23 protein-coding genes are annotated in these 21,969 nt (G+C 68.7%); 7 read left to right on the top strand and 16 right to left on the bottom strand.

Going from position 1 to position 21,969, the window contains the following annotated elements:
* The first annotated feature begins 327 nt into the window (after positions 1–327).
* Together NC4_RS13030 and NC4_RS13025 are read left to right on the top strand one after the other, a co-directional pair.
* Positions 328–1,284 carry a glycosyltransferase family 4 protein gene (locus NC4_RS13030; RefSeq protein ID WP_067537041.1) on the top strand — a complete coding sequence of 319 codons (957 nt, stop codon included), beginning with the start codon at positions 328–330 and terminating at the stop codon, positions 1,282–1,284.
* Positions 1,285–1,617: 333 nt separating this feature from the next.
* The gene (locus tag NC4_RS13025; RefSeq protein WP_245721660.1) at positions 1,618–2,322 is read left to right on the top strand and encodes a universal stress protein; all 705 of its coding nucleotides are present in this window, start codon (positions 1,618–1,620) and stop codon (positions 2,320–2,322) included.
* Between the two features lie 440 nt (positions 2,323–2,762).
* Here NC4_RS13025 and NC4_RS13020 read toward each other — a convergent pair whose 3' ends face one another.
* Positions 2,763–3,461, bottom strand: a complete 699-nt coding sequence (locus NC4_RS13020; RefSeq protein WP_169814785.1) for a universal stress protein — start codon at positions 3,459–3,461, stop codon at positions 2,763–2,765.
* A 395-nt stretch (positions 3,462–3,856) separates the two neighbouring features.
* On the opposite strand from NC4_RS13020, the gene NC4_RS13015 reads away from it, so the two are divergent.
* Positions 3,857–4,273: a CBS domain-containing protein gene (locus tag NC4_RS13015; protein ID WP_067537035.1), complete on the top strand. Its 417-nt coding sequence runs from the start codon at positions 3,857–3,859 to the stop codon at positions 4,271–4,273.
* 103 nt (positions 4,274–4,376) lie between these two features.
* On the opposite strand, the gene NC4_RS13010 is transcribed toward NC4_RS13015, so the two are convergent.
* On the bottom strand, positions 4,377–4,814 hold the full coding sequence (locus NC4_RS13010) for an Hsp20/alpha crystallin family protein (protein WP_067537979.1): 438 nt from the start codon (positions 4,812–4,814) through the stop codon (positions 4,377–4,379).
* A gap of 416 nt (positions 4,815–5,230) precedes the next feature.
* On the opposite strand from NC4_RS13010, the gene NC4_RS13005 reads away from it, so the two are divergent.
* Both NC4_RS13005 and NC4_RS13000 read left to right on the top strand, forming a co-directional pair.
* Entirely contained in the window at positions 5,231–6,403 is a 1,173-nt protein-coding gene (locus NC4_RS13005; protein WP_067537032.1) for a site-2 protease family protein, read from the top strand.
* A complete protein-coding gene (locus NC4_RS13000; protein WP_067537029.1) occupies positions 6,378–8,117 on the top strand; it encodes an erythromycin esterase family protein in 1,740 nt (579 codons plus the stop codon). Before NC4_RS13005 ends, NC4_RS13000 begins: the two co-directional genes overlap by 26 nt.
* A gap of 70 nt (positions 8,118–8,187) precedes the next feature.
* Here the strand turns inward: NC4_RS13000 and NC4_RS12995 are convergent, their stop codons facing one another.
* Positions 8,188–9,597, bottom strand: coding sequence for a WS/DGAT/MGAT family O-acyltransferase (locus tag NC4_RS12995; RefSeq protein WP_067537026.1), 1,410 nt, complete (start codon positions 9,595–9,597; stop codon positions 8,188–8,190).
* A 235-nt stretch (positions 9,598–9,832) separates the two neighbouring features.
* Here NC4_RS12995 and NC4_RS12990 point away from each other — a divergent pair, with 235 nt between their 5' ends.
* On the top strand, positions 9,833–11,551 hold the full coding sequence (locus NC4_RS12990) for a GAF domain-containing sensor histidine kinase (protein WP_067537024.1): 1,719 nt from the start codon (positions 9,833–9,835) through the stop codon (positions 11,549–11,551).
* Positions 11,552–11,597: 46 nt separating this feature from the next.
* Here the strand turns inward: NC4_RS12990 and NC4_RS12985 are convergent, their stop codons facing one another.
* The 11 genes from NC4_RS12985 to NC4_RS12935 all read right to left on the bottom strand — a co-directional run bounded on the left by NC4_RS12985 (position 11,598) and on the right by NC4_RS12935 (position 19,749).
* The gene (locus NC4_RS12985; protein WP_067537021.1) at positions 11,598–12,500 is read right to left on the bottom strand and encodes a universal stress protein; all 903 of its coding nucleotides are present in this window, start codon (positions 12,498–12,500) and stop codon (positions 11,598–11,600) included.
* A 25-nt stretch (positions 12,501–12,525) separates the two neighbouring features.
* Positions 12,526–12,801, bottom strand: coding sequence for a hypothetical protein (locus tag NC4_RS12980; protein ID WP_067537020.1), 276 nt, complete (start codon positions 12,799–12,801; stop codon positions 12,526–12,528).
* Positions 12,802–12,813: 12 nt separating this feature from the next.
* Positions 12,814–13,023 (bottom strand): hypothetical protein, encoded by a 210-nt coding sequence (locus NC4_RS12975; RefSeq protein ID WP_157554644.1) that lies wholly within the window; start codon positions 13,021–13,023, stop codon positions 12,814–12,816.
* Between the two features lie 99 nt (positions 13,024–13,122).
* The gene (locus NC4_RS44550; RefSeq protein WP_369690736.1) at positions 13,123–13,686 is read right to left on the bottom strand and encodes a hypothetical protein; all 564 of its coding nucleotides are present in this window, start codon (positions 13,684–13,686) and stop codon (positions 13,123–13,125) included.
* Between the two features lie 487 nt (positions 13,687–14,173).
* Positions 14,174–15,076: a universal stress protein gene (locus NC4_RS12965; RefSeq protein ID WP_067537014.1), complete on the bottom strand. Its 903-nt coding sequence runs from the start codon at positions 15,074–15,076 to the stop codon at positions 14,174–14,176.
* Between the two features lie 605 nt (positions 15,077–15,681).
* Positions 15,682–16,338, bottom strand: a complete 657-nt coding sequence (locus tag NC4_RS12960) for a TetR/AcrR family transcriptional regulator (protein WP_067537011.1) — start codon at positions 16,336–16,338, stop codon at positions 15,682–15,684.
* Between the two features lie 43 nt (positions 16,339–16,381).
* Positions 16,382–16,753 carry a hypothetical protein gene (locus NC4_RS44545; protein WP_157554642.1) on the bottom strand — a complete coding sequence of 124 codons (372 nt, stop codon included), beginning with the start codon at positions 16,751–16,753 and terminating at the stop codon, positions 16,382–16,384.
* The gene (locus NC4_RS12950) at positions 16,699–16,995 is read right to left on the bottom strand and encodes a hypothetical protein (RefSeq protein ID WP_067537007.1); all 297 of its coding nucleotides are present in this window, start codon (positions 16,993–16,995) and stop codon (positions 16,699–16,701) included. The genes NC4_RS44545 and NC4_RS12950 overlap by 55 nt, the downstream gene beginning before the upstream one ends.
* A gap of 86 nt (positions 16,996–17,081) precedes the next feature.
* The gene (locus tag NC4_RS12945; RefSeq protein ID WP_067537004.1) at positions 17,082–17,885 is read right to left on the bottom strand and encodes an alpha/beta hydrolase; all 804 of its coding nucleotides are present in this window, start codon (positions 17,883–17,885) and stop codon (positions 17,082–17,084) included.
* A gap of 147 nt (positions 17,886–18,032) precedes the next feature.
* Entirely contained in the window at positions 18,033–19,271 is a 1,239-nt protein-coding gene (locus NC4_RS12940) for a phthiocerol/phthiodiolone dimycocerosyl transferase family protein (RefSeq protein ID WP_067537003.1), read from the bottom strand.
* A gap of 49 nt (positions 19,272–19,320) precedes the next feature.
* Entirely contained in the window at positions 19,321–19,749 is a 429-nt protein-coding gene (locus tag NC4_RS12935) for an acyl-CoA thioesterase (protein ID WP_245721659.1), read from the bottom strand.
* A gap of 464 nt (positions 19,750–20,213) precedes the next feature.
* Here NC4_RS12935 and NC4_RS12930 point away from each other — a divergent pair, with 464 nt between their 5' ends.
* On the top strand, positions 20,214–20,726 hold the full coding sequence (locus tag NC4_RS12930; RefSeq protein ID WP_245721658.1) for a hypothetical protein: 513 nt from the start codon (positions 20,214–20,216) through the stop codon (positions 20,724–20,726).
* Positions 20,727–20,821: 95 nt separating this feature from the next.
* On the opposite strand, the gene NC4_RS12925 is transcribed toward NC4_RS12930, so the two are convergent.
* Both NC4_RS12925 and NC4_RS12920 read right to left on the bottom strand, forming a co-directional pair.
* Positions 20,822–21,058 (bottom strand): hypothetical protein, encoded by a 237-nt coding sequence (locus NC4_RS12925; protein ID WP_067537000.1) that lies wholly within the window; start codon positions 21,056–21,058, stop codon positions 20,822–20,824.
* Positions 21,059–21,197: 139 nt separating this feature from the next.
* Positions 21,198–21,854 (bottom strand): hypothetical protein, encoded by a 657-nt coding sequence (locus NC4_RS12920; RefSeq protein ID WP_157554638.1) that lies wholly within the window; start codon positions 21,852–21,854, stop codon positions 21,198–21,200.
* Between the last annotated feature and the right edge of the window lie 115 nt (positions 21,855–21,969).

Raw genomic sequence — 21,969 nt, 5'->3', positions numbered from 1 at the left:
TGCGGTGACGAAGTCCTCTTCGACCGGGCACCCGTCATCGGGTGTTCTGAATGTGTGTCCTGAACCGTCCGCCCGGATTTCCGCGTCACCGCCCTCCACCGGACCCGCGCCGTCGACGACCATCGGCGATCTCACGGCCGACCGCTGGAACAGCGAATTTCGGTGCCGCTCAGGATGCTCCGGGTTGCGGTCCAGACGTGCCAAGGAGAAATCATGCGTATCGGATTGATCGCACCCCCGTGGGTGCCCGTGCCGCCCCCGGCCTACGGCGGCACCGAAGCCATGGTCGACAATCTCGCCCGCGGCCTGGCCGCCCTCGGTCACTAGGTGCGGCTGTTCACCGTCGGCGAGTCGACCTGCCCGGTTTCCCGGTCCCACCTCTACCAGCAGCCGTTCAGCCCGATCGGAGTGACCGTCCCGGAGGCCGCGCACGTGCTGGCCGCCTACGAGGAGCTCGCCGACGTCGACATCATCCACGATCACACCGCCCTCGGCCCGCTCATCGGGCCACGCCCGGACGGACCGCCGGTGGTGTCCACCTGCCACGGCCCCTTCGACCCCATGAACTCCCGCAATATCGCCGCATATGCCGACCGGGTCGCGGTCGTGGCGATCTCCCACGCGCAGAAACGATTCGCTGCGCCCATCCCCATCACCGCGGTCATCCACCACGGCATCGACCTCGACACCTACCACCACGACGACGGCGGCGGCTACCTCCTCTGGATCGGCCGCATGTGCGCGGCCAAGGGCCCCCACCACGCCGTCCGGATCGCCCGCGCCGCAGGACGGAAACTGGTGCTGGTCAGCAAGATCCGCGAAGCCGAGGAGCACGCCTTCCACCAGCAGCACGTCCGCCCACTGCTCGGCCCCGACGACCCCGAACCCCAGGAACTACCCACCGCCGACCGGGTACGACTGCTGCGATCGGCCGACGCCCTGCTCAACCCGATCGACTGGCCCGAACCCTTCGGCCTCGTCATGGCCGAAGCACTCGCCTGCGGCACCCCCGTGCTCGCCTTCCCCAGGGGCGCCGCTCCCGAGATCGTCGACCACGGCCGCACCGGATTCCTCTGCGCCGACAACCAATCCATGCGGCAAGCCATCGACCGGCTGCCCACCATCGACCGCCGCGCCTGCCGCACGGCCGCCGAAACCCACTTCAGCCTCGCACGCATGGCCCGCGACCACGCCGCGCTCTATCGGCGCATCCTGGCCCGCACCGACCGCTCCACCCGCCGCGACATCATCACGGCGGTCCCCACCGGCTCCGGCGCCGCCTGAACCTGGAAACACAAGCACAAGAAGGACTCCGGCAGGGTCGGAGACCATTCGCAGACCCGCCGGAGTCGCTGCCGAACGGGCCGGGGGTTGTGACGTTCGGCTCTCGCCGGAGTCGTGCCCACGCTGCCATAGTTCAGCGGAAGGGAGGCAGTGATGTGCGCACGAACGACGAAAGCCCATGCCGTTCCTCAGACTTCGGTTGATCACCACGTTGCCGCAGGCGGGGCCGAGCTGACCGGAGGTCGTTCCGATCGCAGCGCCGTCGTCGTCGGGGTCGATGGTTCGGCGACATCGCTCAATGCCGTCCGGTGGGCGGCCTATATCGCCGACGCGATGCACGAACCACTGGTCATCGCCAGCGCGCCGCGCAGGCATGAGGCCGCAGATCGCACCGCTCAACACGCCGCCGCACTGGTCCGCCGCTGTGCCCCGCAACTGCCCGTGAGCACCGAGATCCTCTCGGTACCGGCCGGATCCGCGCTCGTCTCGCGGAGCGAGCGGGCGCTCATGCTGGTGGTCGGGGCACAGACCGCATGGGATGCCAGGCTGATCGGCCCGACCACCATGGAGGTGGCCCGCCACGCCCACTGCCCGGTCGCGGTCTGGCGCGGCACAGCGGGCCGCCCGATCCCCTCGCGCAAACCGATCGCGGTGGGCGTAGACGGAACGGCGCTCAGCACGACGGCATTGGACCTGGGATTCGAACTGGCCGCGGCCTTTCGGGTGCCCCTGCGGGCCGTGCACTGCTGGCCGCCGGACCGCATCGAGCCGGTGGGACGCGTGGGCGACCGCACGGACGCCGAACGTGCGGTCCTGGCGGCAGCGCTCGTTCCGCACCGCGCCTCGCACCCCGAGGTCGACGTCGCCGACATGGCGATACCCGGTGTGCCCGGCACCGTCCTGGCGCAGCTGGGGCGAGACGCCCAGTTGCTGGTGGTCGGCACCCGCGCCCGCGATACCGCGACCGCCGCGCTGTTCGGCTCCACGAGCCGGCATCTGCTGCACCACGCACCCTGCCCGGTCCTGCTCTGCCGCTGAGGTCCAGCGCAGATGTGCACGGCACCTACACCGGGGGTACGCCCGTCGCCGGACGCGCACAGTGAGCGAGTGGCTGTCTTCAATCCCGCGCATCGGAGGCACCATTCGGCCTGGTGAGGGTGTGGAGGGATGTCGCGGGCCGATCGGTGGTAATGAGCAATGCCCTCGGGCCGCTCACATCATGCCCATGTCCATCTCCATCGGCGGGAGGACGCCCTGCTGGTGCAGCCACATCATCATCGTGTGCAGCATGTGGTGCAGTTCCATCATGGTCGTTCATCTCCTCTGGTTCGTTCCGATGCCTGCCGGGCATCGCCGTACTGTCGAGAATGCGGCAGCGACCGGCGTAGTCTCAGGGCCGGATGGAGCGGGCCCCGCGGCGGGAGCTCCCAGTCGGAACGGACTTTCGTCCCCGGCACCGGAACCGCTGCGATACTCGCTCACTCCGGGCGGGATGTGCGGGAAATGGCTGCTACCCACCCTTTTCGACCGGATGCGGCGGGCACCAGCATGACCGGGACCGAGGCGCCGGCGACGGCTCCGCGCACAGTCCGCGCACGGCCGAGCAACAGCTGGCGCGACCAGCCGAGCACAATCAGATCGGCGTGCTCGGCCGCGACGTCGACGATCATGTCACCGGGCACCCCGCTGCGCAGGGTCAGTGTCTGGCACACGCCGGGAAAGTAGGGAGTGCAATATCGAGCGACGAATTCGTGCTCCCACGCATCGCGGGCGTGCGCGGCCTGATCCCAGTGCGCGGGGACGGTGCCGCGGTCGAACACGTGCAGGACGACGATCTCGAAACCGGCCGCGCCGAACAGCCGGACGGTCTCCGACACCGCGTGCGCGGCCTCGTCGGTACCGTCCAGCGGCACCAGCACCCGGTCGATGTCGTACTGCACGGGGTCGGTGCCGGCGGGCACCAGTACGATGGGAACAGTGCAGCGCCGCAGGACATCCCACACCCTGTCATCGTGGGCGACGACGCCGAGTACGGCGTCGGGATCCCCGAGCGCCCGCACGAAGTCGTCGTCGGATACGTCGGCGGGCACGGTGTGCACCGATGCCTCCATCACTTTCGCGAGCGTCCCGGCGACCGCGAAGGCCGGTTCCGCGGTCCGGACCAGTACGTAGTTCACTGTGTTCCTTTCGTCGTTGCGGGCCACCAGGATTCGCCGGTGACGATCCGGACGGGATGATCCTCGGGCACGACGACCGCCGGTACATCGGTGCGGACCCGCTATACCGGCTACCGGGTCCATCGCTCATCTCCCCGAGGCCGTGCCGCAGATCTGTCCTCAGCTTCGACGATGCGCCCGCACGGCGTGCTCCGGCAGGGTCGAAGGACCTCGTACCCAACCCATTTGGGCCTGTCCCGATACGTGTCGACGCACGCGGCGGCGGAGCGCGAGCCCGGTGAGCCGCCGTGTCGGGAACGGCCGTCGCTCGAACCCGGGACTTTCGCCCCTCGCAGCGGACTCCGGGGAGCGCCGATGATGAGTCGACCCCTGTTCGCAACGTGAAAGGAAAGCCCATGACCACGGCGCGCGACATCATGCACCCGGGGATCGAAACCGTCACCGACACCGAGACACTGGCGCTGGCGGCCCGGCTCATGCGCGATCTGGATATCGGAGCCCTGCCGGTCTGCGATTCCCAGGGCACTCCGGTGGGCATCGTCACCGATCGTGACATCGTCGTGAAGTGCCTCGCCGAAGGCCAGGACCCGACGTCAACCACAGCGGGCGCGCTCGCGCAGGGCAAACTGATCACGGTGCCGCCGGAGCGTGACATCGACGAGGTGCTGGCCATCATGGAGCTCAACCAGATCCGGCGACTGCCCGTACTCGCGGACGGCCGCCTGGTCGGTATCATCACCGAGAGCGATATAGCGCGCGGAATGCCCGAGTCGGCTATCGGTGAGTTCGTCGGATCGGTTTGCGCCCCTTAGCATTCAGCGACCCGCAGGATTCGACTATCCACAGCGTGCGGCGCTCGTGGTGTCCGCGCGCGGAAGTGCCCGCGTCGTGACGGCGCGGGCACGGGCGATGGGTTCACTCGCCGGACTTGACCTCGACTTTCCGCGTCAGCGCCTCGGTCTGCTCCTTCATCGGCACACTGACCGTGAGAACGCCGTTGGCGTACCGCGCGTCGATGCTCTCCTCCAGCGCGCCCGCCGGCAAGGCCACCGTGCGCTCGAAGGAGCCGTAGCGGAATTCCGAATACCGCTTCTCCTCTTTCTTCTCGGTGCGCTCGGCCTTGATCGTCAGATGCCCGTTGTGGACGGAGACCTCGACATCCTTGCCCGGATCGATGCCGGGCATCTCGACGCGCACGACGTACTGGCCGTCCTCGAACGATTCCTCGACCCGCAGCAGATGCGGGCCGAACATCGACGCCCGCACGGCGAGCGGCGCGCCGAACGCATTCCAGAGATCGTCGAAATCGGGTAGCAGCGCACTCGGCTGACGGTGAACCGGAAGCAGACTCATTTGTTCCTCCCAGGAGAATGGATATGGTTCCGACACAACCAATCTCATCCGCTTCCGACATCGATCGATAGGGCATCCGGTAGCGGGAAACAACGACGGCCGTCCTCCAGGATGTGACCGAAGTCCCTGCCGGAAAGCCGTGTGCCGCGTGACCGCATTCCCGGCAGCCCGGACGTCGCGCCGAAGTTCGGCGGTGCGCGAGGGCGCGGGTCCAACGCCTACACCCTCGTCGTCGATGACGTGCCCGATACCGCCTGCGGCAGCGGCCGTTTCACGAGACCAGCGCAAGGGCTGGTGTCCTTCCGCGGTGACCATGGTCCCGCCGGTCCGGGCACGAGTCCTCTCCGGCGGGGCCGCCGTCCGCGGGCACCCTGTTGATACGGCGAAGCGCACGCCGCGTACCGAAGGGATTCGTCATGCTGAAGGCAAAGTTCCCGCTCGGCCGGATCGCCGGTGTCCAGGTGTCGGCGCACTGGTCGGCGCTGTTCACGGTCACGCTGTTCGCCTGGGTGCTGGGCGTGTATCTGTCCGGCACGGCCGAGACGGCCGCGGTGTGGATCACCGCCGTCGCCGGCGCGCTCGCCCTGGTGGCCTGTCTGCTCGCGCACGAGCTCGCGCATTCGATCGTCGCGCGCCGCCATGGCGTTCGGGTGGAAGGTATTACCCTGTGGCTGCTGGGCGGGGTCTCCGAACTGGGCGACGAACCGCGCGACGCCCGTTCCGATCTGCGCATCGCCCTCGCCGGTCCCGGTACGAGCCTGCTGCTCGCCGCGGCCGCGGGCGGCGCCGCGCTGCTCACCGGGCTGGTCTCGCCCGACGGCACCGTCACCGCAACCCTGGTCTGGCTGTCCACCGTCAATGCCGTTCTCGCCGTATTCAATATGCTGCCCGGCGCTCCGCTCGACGGCGGCCGGGTACTGCGCGCCCTACTGCGGCAGCGCACCGGCGACCGGCTGCGCGCCGAGACCCACGCGGCCCGCAGCGGCCAGATCCTCGGCCTCACCCTGGCCGCGCTCGGTTTCGCCGAATTCATCGCGGTCGGGCATCTGGGCGGTGTCTGGCTCATGCTGCTCGGCTGGTTCCTATACACCGCCGCGCACACCGAGCTCATGCTGTCCGGGCTGCGACATCGGCTCGGCGACACCAGGATCGGCACGATCATGACCTCGAATCCGACAGCCGTGCGGGCCGGTTGGACGATCGCCGAGCTGCTGCGCTCGGACGCGGTGCGCACCCGGCACCGCGTATTCCCGGTCACCGACCACGCGGGCCACCCCATCGGCGTGCTCGCCTGGTCGGATCTGTCCGCGCTACCCGAATCCGTCCGCCACACCGCCCGGCTGGGCCGGATCGCCCGGCCGCTCCCGCCGGGCGCGATCGCCAACGCCGACGAGCGTCTCGCCGACGTGGCCGCGCGCGCCGTGCTGCGGCCCAACCTCGACGCCGTCGCGGTCGTCGATATCGGCGGCCACCTCACCGGGGTGGTCACCGCCACCGATCTGATTCTGGCCTGCGATCGCTCCGCGCTCGGCCTTCCGATTTCCTTCACCCCCGAGGTCTCCGATGAGTACCACCCCGATCGTCCGTGACGAACCACAGCAGATCTTCCGCGACCGCCACGAGGCCGGGTGGGTGCTGGCCCGCCGCGAGGCCGCCTACCGGTCCGGCCGCCCGCCCCTCGAGGTCGCGGGCCGGACGGTCATTCTCGTCGACGACGGATTGGCCACCGGCGCGAGCATGTTCGCCGCGGTGGAGGCCGTCCGGGCCGGGGAGCCCAAGCGGATCGTGGTGGCGGTGCCCGCCGCACCCGAATCCACCTGCCGCGAATTCGGCGCGCTCGTCGACGAAATGGTCTGCGCCACCATGCCGTCCCCGTTCCTCGCGGTCGGCCATTCGTTCTGGAACTTCAGCCAGGTCACCGATGCCGAGGTGCGGCAGCTGCTCGCCACCCCTCCGGCGCCCACGCCCACCGCCGTGGTGGATCCGGTGGCGGTCCTGCGTGAGGCCGCCGTCGAAGCGCCCGGCGGGGTCCCGCCGGAAGCGGTGCTGCGGCAGCTGATCGGCGATGCTCGCATCGTGCTCATCGGCGAAAGCTCGCACGGCACACAGGAATTCTATGCCGCCCGGGCCGCAATCACCGGCTGGCTGATCAGCGAGCTCGGTTTCGGCGCCGTTGCGGCCGAGGCGGACTGGCCCGACGCCTATCGCGTCGACCGCTACGTCCGCGGGCTCGGCGAGGACGCCTCACCGGCCCACGCGCTCAGCGGTTTCGAACGCTTCCCCGCCTGGGTGTGGCGCAATACGGTAGTCCGGGAATTCGTCGACTGGCTGCGGCTGCACAATGACGCGCAACGCCGCCGCGGCGGCGTGCCCGCCGGTTTCTACGGTCTCGACCTCTACAGCCTGCACCGCTCCATGCGGTGCGTGATCGACTACCTGGAACAGGTCGATCCGGCCGCCGCGCACCGGGCGAAACGCCGCTATGCCTGCTTCGACCGGACCTCCGACGACGACGGCCAGGCCTACGGTTTCGCGGCCGCCTTCGGCGCGGGCGAGTCCTGTCAGGCCGACGTGGTGCGCCAACTGGTCGATCTGCAGCGCAATGCCGCCGCTCTCACCGAGACCCACGACGGTGAAGCGCATTTCGACGCGCTCCGCAATGCCTGGTCCGTCCGGGACGCGGAGGCGTACTACCGCGCCATGTTCGGTGACCGGGTCTCGTCCTGGAACCTGCGTGACGAGCATATGGCCGCCACCCTGGACGCCCTGCTGCGGCATCTGGACCGACCCGGCGCACCCGCTCGGATCGTGGTGTGGGCGCACAATTCCCATATCGGTGATGCCCGCGCCACCGAAATGGCCGCCGACGGGCAACTCTCCCTCGGCCAGCTGATCCGCGAACGCTACGGCGCTCACTGCCGGACCATCGGTTTCACCACCGCCACGGGCAGCGTCACCGCCGCGAGCAGCTGGGGCGGCGACGCCGAACGCAAGATCGTGCGCCCGCCGCTGCCGACCAGTCTCGAGGAACTGCTGCACGACATTGGAATGCCCGCGCTGTTTCTGCGCACCGATTTTCCGGCGGACGCGGCCGAGATCCTGCGCGCCCCACGACTGGAACGCGCCATCGGCGTCATCTACCAACCTGCCACCGAACGCCAGAGCCACTATTTCCACACGCGCCCCGCCGACCGGTACGACGCCATCATCCACATCGACAGCACCACCGCACTCGAACCGCTGCAACCCGGCAGTCGGTGGGAGGCGGGCACCACGCCGGAAACCTATCCGACGGGGTTGTGAGACACCCGGCGCAACGCCCGCTCGCGCACGGCGAGCGGGCGTTGCGCCGGCCTCGGCGGCCGGTCGGCCGTCAGCGCTTCCGGCTGCGCGAGCGCGCGGCGGTGGGCTCGGGGGCGGCGGTGAGCTCGGGCGGCGGAGTGGGCCGCGACCGGGCCGCGGACAGCAGTTCGCCTATGCCGTGCTGGATTTCGTCGGCGAGGATATCGATGTCCGGGGTGGTGTCGTAGTCGCCGGTGATGCCGAAATTCAGTTCGTCGCCATAGCTGAGGATGGCGATTCCGGTGCGCAGCCGCATGGCGATGGGGACGGCGGGCAGCAGGTCGAGGACCTTGCGGCCGTGCACTGTGAGCGGGTGGCGAGGGCCGGGGATATTGGTCGCCACGGCCGTGACACCACGCTGGGGTAGCCGGGAGACCAGGCGCAGGGTCCACGCAATGGAGGCGAAGGGCAGACGGGAAGCCATGGCGATCAAGGATTTCTCGGCTTGGGTTTCCCCGCGTGACTTGTGCTTGGTCATACGCCGGTGAATGGTCGACAGGCGTTCGACCGGGTCGGCGATCTCGATGGGCAGGAACGGGAGCATGGCCGAGACACGTTTGTCGAGAAGGTATTTCGCATCGGCGGCGCGCATGGAGACCGGGACCAGGATGCGCAATTTGTCGTGGGTGGGCTGTTCGTCCCGGCGCAGCAGCAGGGCGCGATAGGCCGAGGCGACCGCGGCCAGGACGACATCGTTGACGGTGGTGCCGAAGGCGGCGTCGATCTCCCGGATCTCGGCGAGGGAGGCGCGGGCGACGACATAGCGGCGTTTGCGGCCGATCGGGCCGTTGAGCGACGATCCGGCGGTCGGCGTGACGACCGAGACGGCGAGCGGAATCAGGCTGCGCACCATGTGCGTCACGGCGCGAGGCGCGTCGACGGCCCACCGCACCGTCCCGGCCACCAGCCCGAACAGGCTGGACGGCGACGACGCGGCGGGCTCCGGCACGAGGGCGAGATCGGGAACCTCGCCATCCCGATCGCAGAGACTCGCGAACAGCGTCACCCCCGAGACACCGTCGACCAGGCTGTGATGGGCTTTGACCAGCAGCGCCCACCGATCGTCGCTCAGCCGTTCGACAATCACGCACTGCCACAGCGGATGGTCGCGGTCCAGGCGCTCTTCCAATTCGGTGGCGACGAATTCGAACAACGCCGACTCGTCGGCCGGTTCCGGCAGCGCCGTCCAGCGGATATGATGCGCCAGATCGAAATTCGGGTCCTCCTCCCAGACCGGGGCCGTCAGGTCCAGCGCCGCACGCCGCATGCGCTGGCGCAGGCGGGCATTCTCGTCGAGCCGCCCGGCCAGCACCTCGGCGAACTGGGCACGGGTGGGTGGAGCGCCGGAAATGACTGCGACGGCGCCTATTCCGAGACTGATGTGCTGGTCGGAGTCCTTGAGCTCGATGAATCCCGCGTCCAGTGGTTGTAATTCGGTCATGACCGACACCTGATGTCGAATGAGTATTAGCCCATTCATGGTGCTCCGGCCCGCGTGGCGCACGTGAGATGCGAAGGTAACCGTGCGGGGTGACCGTCGTCATGCACAGGGGGTGGACACGTTGCCGCCGGTTCATCCGCAGCGTATGACCGCGATCGCGCCCGGAACCATAGAATGTGAGCAGCCGTACGTGACATTTCGGGCGCCCGGCCTCCGACACTGAGGACAGCCGAACATGACCGTGGATCCCCGAGGCGACTCCTACTCGGTGCGCGAGACTCTCTCGCAATTGCGGCTTCGTGAGCTGCTCACCGAGGTCAAGGATCGCGTCGAACAGATCATCGATGCCCGCGACCGGATGGACGGCCTGGTGGAGGCCATGCTCACGGTCACCTCGGGCCTCGACCTCGATCAGACGCTGCGCACCATCGTGCGCACCGCCATCAGCCTGGTCGACGCCCGTTATGGCGCGCTCGGCGTCCGTGGCCACGATGGGCAGCTGACCCAGTTCATCCACGAGGGCATCGACAGTGTCACCGCCGCGCACATCGGTGACCTGCCCGCCGGGCGGGGCGTGCTCGGTCTGCTGTTCACCCAGCCCAAACCGATTCGGCTGCTCAACCTCGCCGACCATCCCGCCTCGGTCGGTTTCCCGAAAAACCATCCACCGATGGGCACCTTCCTAGGGGTGCCGGTCCGGATCCGCGACGAGATATTCGGCAACCTGTATCTCACCGAGAAAGCCGGTGGCCTGCCCTTCACCGAGGACGACGAGGTGATCGTGCGCGCGCTGGCCGCCGCCGCCGGAACCGCGATCGACAACGCGCGGCTCTACGAAGCCAGCCGCACCCGCCAGGCGTGGATCGAGGCCACCCGCGATATCGCCACCGAATTCCTCGCCGGCACCGACGCCGACGAGGTCCTCGCCATGGTGGTGGCGCATGCCCGCTCGCTCACCGAAGCCGAGCAGGCCTTTCTGGCCATCAACGACGACCCGGAATGCCCGCCGACGGAAGTCGCCGAACTGCGCATTGCCCAGTGGTCCGGCCCCGGTAGAGCGCCGACCACGACGGTGGCACGCACCGGCGGTACCGCGATCGGCCGGGCCTTCACCGAGGGCACCCGGCTGCGCTACGACAGCGCCGCGAACATCGAACTGGGCAAGCCGATCGCCGACGCCGGACCCACGCTGATCCTGCCGCTGCACGCCCAGGATTCCACCTTCGGCGTCCTGGTCATGGTGCGCCCGGTCTCCGCGCCGCTCTTCTCCGACGAAATCCTGGAATTGGCGGCGGCCTTCACCGATCAGGCCGCGCTGGCCATTCAGCTGGCCGAGGCGCAGCAGCGCATGCGTGAACTGGACGTGCTCACCGACCGCGACCGCATTGCCCGCGATCTGCACGATCACGTCATCCAGCGCCTGTTCGCGGCCGGGCTGAACCTACAGGGAACCGAGGCGCGGGCGCGGACACCCGGAGTGCGGCAACGAATTTCGGAGGTCATCAACGATCTGCAGGATGTGGTGCGGGAGATCCGCACCTCCATCTTCGATCTGCACGGCGGCAACGGGCAGAGCACCCGGCTGCGTCAGCGGCTGGAACAGGTGATCAAACAGCACACCCGCTCGATCGAGATGCGCACCTCGCTTCGGGTCTCCGGGCCGTTGTCGGTGGTCGACGCCGAATTGGCCGACCACGCCGAGGCGGTCGTGCGTGAGGCGGTGAGCAATGCCGTGCGCCACTCCGGAGCCGAAACCCTCACCGTCACCGTGGAAGTCGCGGACGATCTCACCATCGTGGTATCCGACGACGGCTGCGGGATCCCGGATTCGATCACCCCCAGCGGCCTGAACAACCTGGCGCACCGCGCCGAGCAGGCGGGTGGCGAATTCGCCGTCCTGTCCGGCGCCGACGGGACCGGCGCCCGGTTGCGCTGGTCGGTGCCGCTGCGCTGACTCCGGCGCCACCGTACCGGGTCCGGTGCGTCCTCCTAGCCATTGGTCACCGCGCACGCACCACGATCGTCGGGCAGTCGGCATCGTGCAGCAGTGCCGCACTGGTCGATCCGAGCAGCATTCCGGTGAATCCTCCGCGCCCGTGACTGCCCACGACCAGCAGTTGCGCGTGCTCCGACTCCTCCAGCAAGGACCGAACCGGCCGGTCCATCGTGAGGATCCGGCGCACCGGCACGTCCGGATAGCGCTCACCGAACCCCGCCAATCGTTCGGCCAGCAGCTCACTTTCCATCTCGCGCACCACATCCCAGCCGGGCACCGGAAGATCCGCCCCGAGGTAGTCGCTCCAGGCGTGCAGAGCCGTCAGCCCCACCTTGCGCGCCGAAGCTTCCGCGAAGGCCAGCTCCAGCGCGGGCACGCTGTTGGGTGAGCCGTCCACGCCGACGAGCACCGGCCGCTCGGCCGAGACCGGATCGATGGGCGCGGCGGCATGGACGACCGCGACCGGGGAGTGCGCGTGCCGGGTCAGCGCGGTGCTCACCGAGCCGAGCAGACCGCGCCGCAGCGCACCCAGGCCGCGGCTGCCGACGACCACCATCCGCGCCGACCCCGAGGCCGCGATCAGGTGCGGAATGATCGGCTCCATGGTGACGTCGCCGGTGATGGTGATCGACGCACCGGCGGGCGCGGTCCGCGCCACCCGGCTCGCCTCGCCCACCACGCGCTCGCCGTCGGTGCGCAGCCACAGGATGTCCGACTCCGCCAGCATCGCCCCCGGACCGAACCCGGTCGGGATCGCGACGGAGGCGACGATGTGCAGCGGGCAGCCGTGCAGCGCGGCCTCGGCCGCCGCCCACGCGGCGGCATGGTAGGCGACGGCCGAACCGTCGACCGCCACGACTATCGGCGGATTCACCTGCCCCGCAGTCGAAGTGGTGCTGTCCGTCATGATCTTCTCCAGTCTATTTCGAGTGTCACTCGGTGCCGAGCGGCCTTGTCAGATCCCGCCATTCGGCGTCCCAGCGGCTGTTGCGTGTGATGGTCAGCAGCCTGACCGCGCACCAGGACAGCGTCACCGCGCCGCCCCAGCCGAGGATCAGCACCGAGAGCGCGATGCCGATCCCGCTGCCGACGGCTGTCCCGGGTCGCGGCGGCGGGTCGCCGGGGCGGCCGTCCGCCCCGAGCCACACCCGCACCTCCGAACCGACCGGCGCGGATTCACCGAGAGCCGCCGTCCCCGTCTCGATCACCCCGGCCCGGTTCTAGCTCACCAGAGCTTCGTATCCGGCCGCCCGATTCGGATCGGACGGCACCGCCAGCGTCGACGCCTGCAGAATGATCGCCGGGACAACGACTTTCGTGGCCGATTCCGCCCGGATTCGTTCGGCCGCTCCGGTGTACCCGGCGGTTCCGGCCGCGCCCGCGACCGGAACAACCACGAGCAGCACCGCAATCACCACCAACCGGATCACCGATTGGCACCGATCCGATCCCCGCATGAGCGGGTTCGGATTCCACGGCCTGAGCCGCCACAGGCGAAGCGCCGGAACGGAATCGGCGGACATGGTCGGCTACCGCGCGGTGTCCGCCGACGCCAGCGGCCGCACGACCTCGTGCAGCGCCAGCCGCGGCGTGGCGGGAATCGGTGCGGCGCTCGTGGCCGCCCAGCCCATTCGGATGAGCAGCTGCGGATAACCGAAACCGCCGAGGATTCCGGCACGAATGCGCTCGCGCAACCGCGGGATCTCCAGTGGTTCGGTGAGCGCGCAACTGGCCAGGCCGTGCACCGTGGCGTTCAGCAGGACCGCGCTGGCGGCCTCACCCGCCCGCAGCCAGGACTCCGGATCATCGGATGCGGTGCACACCACCAGCAGCCGCGCCGCCTCGTCGGTGTCGCGCACCACCGCCTCGGCCAGTCGCGGATCCGCGAACGGCCGGACCGTGGGGTCAGCGGCGGGCACCGCATTCCGACCGGGCACGCCCTGTGAATCGGCGTGACGGCCGCTCCAGGCGGCCAGCTCCGCCGTGTAGGCGGCGTCCCGGGCGTGTCCGGCGGCGGCCTCCTCGAAAGCGTGCAGCAGTTGGGCTCGGGCATCGGGGGCGTCGACGTCGTACACGGCGACACCCGGCGACACCCGGCGACACCCGGCGACACGCCCACCGCCCTGATCTCCTCGACCTGCCCCGCGGGCACCTGCCAGGAGGTGAAGCGGCGGCGATCACTGCGCCGCTCCGAGATAGCGCGCGCCAGGCGCACCGCCCCCGGATGAGGGGCGGCGGCGGTGAATTCGACCGCCGCCAGATGCCGGGGCTCCGCCGGATTGGGCAGGCGATGCACCGTGGTGTCCCAGCCGAACCCACGGCTCGCGACACTCAGATGATGCAGCGCCGCACCGCAACTGAGCACCAGCTCCCGGCCGTCCGGATCGGTGTGGGGCAGGGTCCTGCGATTGTCGGAGTACAGATGCACGGTGGTGTCGCCGACTCGCCACGACCACGGCTGGGTGTTGTGGACCGACGGCGCCCGCACCGCCAGGGTCAGGGCCGCCCGGACGGTGTCCGGATCGGGATGCCGTCTCGACATCGTATGTCCTTTCTCGTGATTCGTGTTCTCGCCCCGGTTCAGCCTGCGCGGACCACCAGCACCGGGCATTGCGCGAGGTGCAGCAGCGCGGTGCTCACCGAACCGAGCAGCATGCCTTGGAAGCCGCCGCGCCCGTGGCTGCCGACGACCAGCAACTGCGCGCCCTCGGCGTGTTCGAGCAGGGCGCGCACCGGGGTATCGCAGGCCACCACTCGTTCCACCCGCACCTCCGGATAGCGCTCTCCGCACCCGGCCAGGCTCTCGGCCAGCAGCACGTCCTGGGTCTCGCGTATCCCGTCCCAGCCGACCACCGGCAGGTCGTAACCGGTGGAGTTGCTCCAGGCGTGCACCGCGATCAGATCGGCCTTGCGCCGTGAGGCTTCCTCGAACGCCGATTCGATGGCGGGCAGGCTGTTCTCGGTGCCGTCGACCCCCACCACCACCGGTTTGCCGGGCGATCCGGGATCGGTCTCCGCCACACCGTGAACCACCGCGACCGGGCAGTGCGCATGCCGGGCGACGGCCGTGCTCACCGAGCCGAGCACGGCCCGGCGCACCGCGCCGCGACCGCGATTGCCGACCACCAGCATCCGAGCGCGCCTGGACATGGACAGCAGGGTCGGCGTGATGAGTTCGAAGGTGAATTCGGTGGTGAGCGGCAGATTTTCGGACCGCGCCGCGTGCCGGGCGATCCGAGTGGCCTCGGCGAGAACCCGCTCGCCGTCACGGCGCACCGCGGCCAGTTCGGCCGCTCCCAGCGCTGTCCGCGGCTCATCACCGACGGTCACGGGAAACGAGGTGATGATGTGCAGCGGCACCTGGCGCATCTCGGCCTCGCCCGCCGCCCAGGCGACCGCCTGATAGGAGATCTCCGAACCGTCCACAGCGACGACGATCGGAAGAGCGCCCGCGACCGGCGCGGGAATGGTGTTGTCGGCCATGATGTCTCCTTGTGCGGTGATGCTTCGAGCATCTCCCCCGCCGCCTCGCCGCCCCAGAGAACAAGGTCATGGCTCGGCCGGGCCGTCGGCCCCTGAATGAGCTGCCCATCGGCGAATCGCCACCGGCCGGTATTGCCGCGAAAACGACGAAGGTCATCGGTACGGCAGTCATCGGACAGCGGCCTTCCCGCCCTACCGCCCGCCCAGTGGGCTGCCGCATAGTGGGAGTCGCCGACGAATCACAGTCGGCACGGCTCCCCGAGAAAGGAGATCGACAGGGACATCCCCCGATGGCAGATCCCCTGTGGGTGCGTTGATTCGAATAACCGCCCGATCCCGGTCCGACCACCTGCAACCGCGGCAACCCGAACTCACAGGGCGATCCGTCGGATTCCACTGCCGGTCAAAGCCTTTGCCGACTCCAGCCATCTCTGCGTTGGGCGACAACTCCTCGCGATCGCCTTCACCCGGACCGCATCGGCAGCACATCGATGCGGCACTCGCGGACGATGTCGTCCGACGCTACCGGCGTGTCACCCTGCTGACTTCATCGGAGCCCGGCGATCGCTCGAACTGCTCCGCGCTCTCTTCTACCTGCAGTCCGGTCAGGAAAGTGGTTCGGTGGTGAGGGCAGGCCACAGGGCGGCGGTGAGCTGCTCAGGCAGGTCGGCGCGGGTGGTGGCGTCGTCACCGCGCAGGAACGCGCCGAAAAAGGCGCCGAAGACCATGGTGGCGACGGTGCGGGTGTCGATGCCGGGCCGAACCGCGCCCCGGTCGACAAGTTGGTGTAGCAAATGTTCGACCAGGGACACGCGGGGCTCCACGGCGCGGGTCACGACGTGATCCAGGAGTTCGGGCACGCGTTCGGCTTCGCTGATGAATCCGCCCTGCAGGATGATGGCGTCGGGGTTGTGGTAACAGGGGTCGACGCGGCGGATGGCCTCGATGAACGCCTCGCGCGGTGTCATGTCGTCCAGAGGGAAGGGTGGGGTGGCGGCGAGTTGGGCGCGTAGTCCGTAGTCGAGGGCGTCGATGACGAGTTCGAGTTTGCCCGGCCAGCGCCGGTAAAGGGTGGGCCGGGTGACCCCGGCGTCGGCGGCGATGTCCCCGAGGGCCATGCCGCTGTAGCCGTCGGTTACCAGGCGGCGGCGTGCCGCGAGGAGGATGGCCTCGTCCACGGCGGGATCGCGGGGACGCCCGCCCCGCGGACCGGACTTGCGGGCCGAGGTGGGTTCGCTGGCTTCGGTGCGCCTTCCGGTCATGGCCTCCCCGTTCGCGTTCCGTTACAGGACATGACTGTATCTCTCAGGAGGTGCGGACGGTGGCATGGGTGAGCAGGTCGGTGAACTCCGCCGTGCTGCGGGCTCCTTCGAGGATGTGGCCGTCGTCGAGGACGGGGGTGGGAACCGCGCGGACTCCGCGATCTGGCGTCGACGCCACCGGGTCGACGGCCCCACCGGGCCGATAGAACAGGGCGAGTTGCCCGGCCCCACCGACGAGTCCGAGACCAGCGGCGATTCTCAGCCCGGCCCAGCCGGACAGCAGCGGACCGCCGAACAGCACTTGTTCGACGCTGATACGGCCTGCTCCGAGGACCGCAACCGCGAGCGCGCCCAGGGCGATCATGGCATGCATCTGCCCGCGCGGCTCGAGCACATAGCCGCCGGGTGAGAGCACGTCTCGGCGTCACCGGACCGGAATCCGATCTCGTCTTCGAGCACGATCGAGTACTCGTCCTCGAAGGTGTGGGTGTGCGGCGGGGTGACCACGCCGACGGCGAAGGGGTGTTCCACCATCGACACCGCACCACTGGTGAGGTGGGCACCGAACTTGAAATCCGCGCCGAACCCGGGGATCGGCACGTGCCGTCCCTCGCCCGGGCGCAGGACGGTGAACGGCGGAATTACACTGTGCGGCATGTGATTTCCTGTCTGCGGATACCGAGGGGACGTGGCGGCCGGCCGGGGAGGGCCATCTCCTCCCCGGTCACCACGCGGCGGGAAGGTCAGCGAGTGACATGGTGGGCCCGCTCGACGAGGTCGGCGACCACGTTGGGGTGGCTGACCATGGCCGCGTGCGAGGAGTCGACTTCGGTGACGGTGGCACCGGCGCGGTCGGCCATGAACCGCTCCAGGCTCGGCGCGATGGCGTGGTCCTTGGTCGCGATCAGCGCCCACGACGGGATGGTCTTCCACCCCGCGGCCGTCGCCGGTTCCCCGAACGCCTCGGCGGCGACCGGGCGCTGGGAGATCGCCATGTACGCCGCGGTGGCGGCGTCGACGTCGGCGGCGAACGCGGTGGCGAACTGCGCGTGATCCAGCCATACCTCGGTACCGGCCGAGCCGTCCGGGCGGGCGTACTGGAAGACCTGCTGAGGCAGTGGCGGCACCGACGCGTCCGCGTGCGTTTCGAGCAGACCCCCGAGGGCCTCGCCCTCGTCGGGGACGAACGCCGCGACGAATACCAGGGCCGCCACGTCGGCGACGGCGGGGGCGGCGTTGCTGATGACCGCACCGGCGTAGGAGTGCCCGACCAGGATCTTCGGTCCCTCGATGCCTGCCAGGAGGCCCTGCAGGTAGGCGCCGTCGTAGGCCAGCCCGCGCAGCGGGTTGGGCGCCGCGATCACCGGGAATCCGCGCCGGTGCAGTCGTTCGGCGACCGCTTCCCAGCCCGAGGCGTCGGCGAACGCGCCGTGTACCAGCACCACTGTCGGCTTCGGCGTCCGGTCGTCCTCGCGGTCGGCGGCGTGCGAACCCGGCACCAGAGAGGACAGAGCTGTCTTGATCGACGCGGCGAAGTGGCTACTCATGGTTTTCTCTCCTTCAACAAGGGCGGTTGTCCAACGCTGACGCGGAACAACTCCCGATTTTCATTACAGCTATTGACTGTAACGTAACTGCGTCTGCGTGCCAACTCACTGTGCGAGAGTCGATATCGCGTCCCACCAACGGCGGAATCAGCTCAGCGGCGTGTGGGTCAGCTCCGCGAGGTTGGCTGCGATGAGGTCGCGCAGCCGCGCGATCTGCGCCCGCGGGTGGTGGCGCGGGGAGAACGCCAGCTCGAGGCCGGCGCGGTCGGCATAGGTGGAGACGAAGTAGCCGACCCAGCTCACCGCCTCGGAGGTGGCGAAGCCGCGCAAGTCTACGATCTCGACCCCGGCCGGCACGGTGAGCGCGGGAACCGGACCCCAGTTGGTGATGAAGTTCCCGACGCCGGTGCGTGCCCGCCCCGTCGCGGCCACCTCCGCCGCAGCCAGCATGACCGCGAGCGCGGATCCGTCCGCGATGCCGTCGATGATCTGCTCCTTCGCGTGCTTGGCGAGCACACCCAGGTCGGTCTCGGGAGTGGCGGCGGTGACGGTGGGCACGAACCCCAGGGCATTGGTGACCTCGTCGCGCTGCACCGTGGGCCGCAGGTGCGGGCGCAGGTCCACGAGATGGAACATGATCATCGGCAGCTCGGCCGCCGCCGTGCCCGGAACGGCCAGCGTCGCGCGTTCCGCACGAATGATCGCAGCGGAGAGCAGGGCGTGCAGGGTCGTCCCGGACGCCCGGGCGTGCTCGAGCAGCGCGGCGGTATCGTTCCGCGACAAGGCGATCCGCATCGCCGGTGTCGGCGCGAACCCTCGGTCGACACCGGTGTCGACCGACGTCAGGCTGTGCACTGGGCGCGCGGCCGATACGGCGGGCGGGGGCAGGGCGAGTGCGCGAGCGTCGTAGGCGCGTTCGAGGCTGCGCGGCTGGACCGGGCTCGGGTCGAGGAATCCCGCACTACCGCTCAGCATTGCCGCGGTGTGCCAGAAGTACTCGAGCAGCGCGAATCCCATGCTGGCGTCGTTGATCGCATGACACACCTGTAGTGCGACCGCGGTCTGCGCCCCATCGCGCACGATGGTGAGTTTCGCCAGCCCGAGCGCGGGATCGACGACCGTGATCCCGCGGGCGAGCCAGTCGGCAATCGGTCCCTCGAGGATGTCGATAGTGGCGCTGCCGGTGCCGTCGTCGGGTATCTGCAGCCAGCACGCCGAGCCGCTCACCGCGATCGTGCCACGCAGCATCGGATACTTGTCGCACAGCAGCCCGAACGCGGTGCGCAGCACCGCGATATCGATCGCCCCGGTGCAGATCGCCACGTAGGCGACCGTCAGCTTGCGGGGCACGAATCCGTGATCGATCAGGCCCAGACGATACTTCACGCCATCCTCCGCAGGTCCGGGGCGGCGGAGGCGGATGACGAGTGGGCGCTCACGCCAGACCCAGCAGTGCCGGATCGCTGGCACGTGCCCGCAACTCCTGCGCCGGATCGGGCACGAGACGGCGAGTGCGCATATCGAGCAGGCCGCTGACGCTGGTCACCTCGGCCACCAGGGTGCCGTCGGGTTTGGTCAGCACATGCTCGACGCGATGGGTCTTGTCCGGTCCCCACACGAAAGCGCACGACACATCGACGGTGTCCTCGGCGCGGAGTTCCGTGTGGTGACGCAGCATGGTTTCGAGGTTGACCGGCCCGAACCCGTCGGCGAGCAACCGCTGCGGCGATAGCCCCGCCGCCTGTCCGCACGCAAACCGGGTGTGCTCGGCGTACTGCAGATATACCGTGCTGGCCAGATGGTGATTGGTGTCGAGCTCGTAACTACGGACGGTGAAACGCATCGTGAACGGCGCGGCACTCACAGGGCAGACCTCCAGGGACTCATAGGGATTGGTGTCGGAGCATCAGCCTGCCGTCGGCGCGACACCGGTACCAAGACACTGATGACACTGGTGTCACCAGCACCCGGCACCCTTCACCTCGGCACGCAGTTCGGCGAGCCGCTTGCCCAGAGTGGCGGCCCATCCCAGGTCGTCATGCGCGAATCCACGTGGGTCGCAATGTAGTACCGGAAACGGTGCAGACGGTTGTTCCGGGTGGGCGCACACGGAGCTGGCGTCTATGGGTCTTCACGTTCCGGGTGCGTGTTTGCGGCCAACGACATCGACGCAGCGGAGTCTGACCAGCGAAGCTGTGCCTACTTTCGTAATTTACAAATTGCATACCATGTGGACTTCTTCGGAGATCGGCCTATGCCCGCGATTGCGCGTGGGTAGCGTCCGAGCGCGCAACTACCCCACATGTTTGCGCGGCGAGAGGAATGAACATGGCGGACATAGATGTCGTGTTGAAGGACATGATGCTCATGGACGGGGCGATCGGCGCCGCTGTCGTCGACTACAACAGCGGCATGCCCCTCGGTATCGCGGGCGGATCGAAGATGCTCGACATCGAGATCGCCGCGGCTGGCGACACCGAATTGGTACGCGCCACCATGCGCACCATTGAGCAACTCGGGCCGAACGAGGAAATCGAGGACGTCCTCATCAGCCTCGGGAGCCAGCATCACCTGCTACGACCGACTCGTGGCCGTCGATCAAGAGGGCTGTTCCCGAGTCATGCCTCGATAAGACGCTGCTTCGGCTCGACGGCCGCAAACAGCTCGCCGGTGTCGATCAGCCGCAGACTGTTTGCTTCGCAACGGGGGCACACCCCACTGCCGGGCTTCAACGCAGATGTCCGGCACAGCAGTCCGCAGTCGTCACAGCGCAGGATCGGTCCTCGAAGCTGGCTGATTCGGGTCACACGCATGACACTGCCTTTCGATGTCCATCTCTAGTAGTTGCTAATGTTAGTAATCAGACATAAGGACAACCTGAGGGCGTGCGGCTCGGCACACCCTCGTCGCAGAGAACAAGCTGAAATCCAGTGTGGTCAAGAAGGTCTGACGACGGTGATTATGCCGCCGTCGGTGCTGATGTCCACCGCGGCGTCGTAGCGGGCACGGATCGCCTCCTCGATTATTCGGGCATTGTGTTCGCACAGGATGACCACGGCCAGCGTGGTCGAGTTCAGCACGTGAACGGCGGCATGTTCGTCCACACGCGAGTGTCCCAATCCGGGTATCTCGAGCGCGCAAACGCTCCGCTCGAGATCGGCGATCGCTTTCATACGCCGGTCTCTCTCCGTTTTCCCCAGTGGAGCGGGCGTCGATCCGGCCAGGCCGGACTGGGGATGGCACGCCCGGAATCGGTTCGGGGTTATCACGAGATCCTCCCTACGGTCGAACAGTGAGAAGGGGTATGACGCGTCAGGAGTGCGTGCGGGGGCGTTGCGGGGCCGAGGCACTGAGAATTCGGCTCACATGCCGGGCGACCGCGGGGACCAGTCGGGGGTCTCGCGGGTCCGGCAGCGCACATCCGACGGGTGTGATCAGGGCGAGCGCTCGTGCCGCGGCGGCGAGAGCGTCGATACTCACCCATGCCGCGCCGTGCCCGCACAGGGCGCTCAGCACTCCGGGCACCGCCAGCGCGGCGAACCGATACGGATCGGCTGGAGCCGACACGGTTCGAGACGGCACCGCCCAGATCGAATCCTGGCCGGTCAGGTCGATGACGATGTCGTGGTCGACCATCAGCCTGCGCACCTTGGGCCCGAACGTTGTGTGCCCGTCCCACTCGGTGACGGTGGCCGCGCCGCATTCGAGGAGCACTGTCCGTAGTCGCGGCGCCCGCTCCGCTACGATGACCGCCAGCCGTCCGGTCCGGGGCCGGATTCCCTTCCCGCGCAATGCCATTACCGCGGCGGCGGCCACGGTTGCGGTGAACACGTCGGTCTCCGAAATCACCGAGCGTCCCGCGTTGGCTGCCGTGATCGACTGCACTGCAGCCGATTCCAACGCCGGAAGCCCGACCAGGAGAACCGCCGCGAGGCGTTCCGGCAACTCGGCGATCCGGGCGGCGATCATATTCGGCCGCGTATCCGTGAGTGGGACGGCCGATGCCCGCATCGCCGTACGGGCGGTCAGGAGTGCGGCATAGTCTTCCATCGCGTTCCAGCACGAACGGCTGGTGCGTTGGTCA

Origin of the sequence: Nocardia crassostreae (assembly GCF_001613405.1) — a bacterium.
In the GTDB taxonomy this organism is placed as follows: Bacteria; Actinomycetota; Actinomycetes; order Mycobacteriales; family Mycobacteriaceae; genus Nocardia; species Nocardia crassostreae.
This window is presented reverse-complemented; position numbering and strand designations above follow the sequence as displayed.

Excerpts from the sequence above, each read along its gene's own strand:
- NC4_RS13025 (WP_245721660.1), top strand. The coding sequence starts at position 1,618 with ATGCACGAACCACTGGTCATCGCCAGCGCGCCGCGCAGGCATGAGGCC.
- NC4_RS13015 (WP_067537035.1), top strand. The coding sequence starts at position 3,857 with ATGACCACGGCGCGCGACATCATGCACCCGGGGATCGAAACCGTCACC.
- NC4_RS13010 (WP_067537979.1), bottom strand. The coding sequence starts at position 4,814 with ATGAGTCTGCTTCCGGTTCACCGTCAGCCGAGTGCGCTGCTACCCGAT.
- NC4_RS13005 (WP_067537032.1), top strand. The coding sequence starts at position 5,231 with ATGCTGAAGGCAAAGTTCCCGCTCGGCCGGATCGCCGGTGTCCAGGTG.
- NC4_RS13000 (WP_067537029.1), top strand. The coding sequence starts at position 6,378 with ATGAGTACCACCCCGATCGTCCGTGACGAACCACAGCAGATCTTCCGC.
- NC4_RS12995 (WP_067537026.1), bottom strand. The coding sequence starts at position 9,597 with ATGACCGAATTACAACCACTGGACGCGGGATTCATCGAGCTCAAGGAC.
- NC4_RS12990 (WP_067537024.1), top strand. The coding sequence starts at position 9,833 with ATGACCGTGGATCCCCGAGGCGACTCCTACTCGGTGCGCGAGACTCTC.
- NC4_RS12985 (WP_067537021.1), bottom strand. The coding sequence starts at position 12,500 with ATGACGGACAGCACCACTTCGACTGCGGGGCAGGTGAATCCGCCGATA.
- NC4_RS12965 (WP_067537014.1), bottom strand. The coding sequence starts at position 15,076 with ATGGCCGACAACACCATTCCCGCGCCGGTCGCGGGCGCTCTTCCGATC.
- NC4_RS12960 (WP_067537011.1), bottom strand. The coding sequence starts at position 16,338 with ATGACCGGAAGGCGCACCGAAGCCAGCGAACCCACCTCGGCCCGCAAG.
- NC4_RS12950 (WP_067537007.1), bottom strand. The coding sequence starts at position 16,995 with ATGCCGCACAGTGTAATTCCGCCGTTCACCGTCCTGCGCCCGGGCGAG.
- NC4_RS12945 (WP_067537004.1), bottom strand. The coding sequence starts at position 17,885 with ATGAGTAGCCACTTCGCCGCGTCGATCAAGACAGCTCTGTCCTCTCTG.
- NC4_RS12930 (WP_245721658.1), top strand. The coding sequence starts at position 20,214 with ATGGCGGACATAGATGTCGTGTTGAAGGACATGATGCTCATGGACGGG.
- NC4_RS12925 (WP_067537000.1), bottom strand. The coding sequence starts at position 21,058 with ATGAAAGCGATCGCCGATCTCGAGCGGAGCGTTTGCGCGCTCGAGATA.
- NC4_RS12920 (WP_157554638.1), bottom strand. The coding sequence starts at position 21,854 with ATGATCGCCGCCCGGATCGCCGAGTTGCCGGAACGCCTCGCGGCGGTT.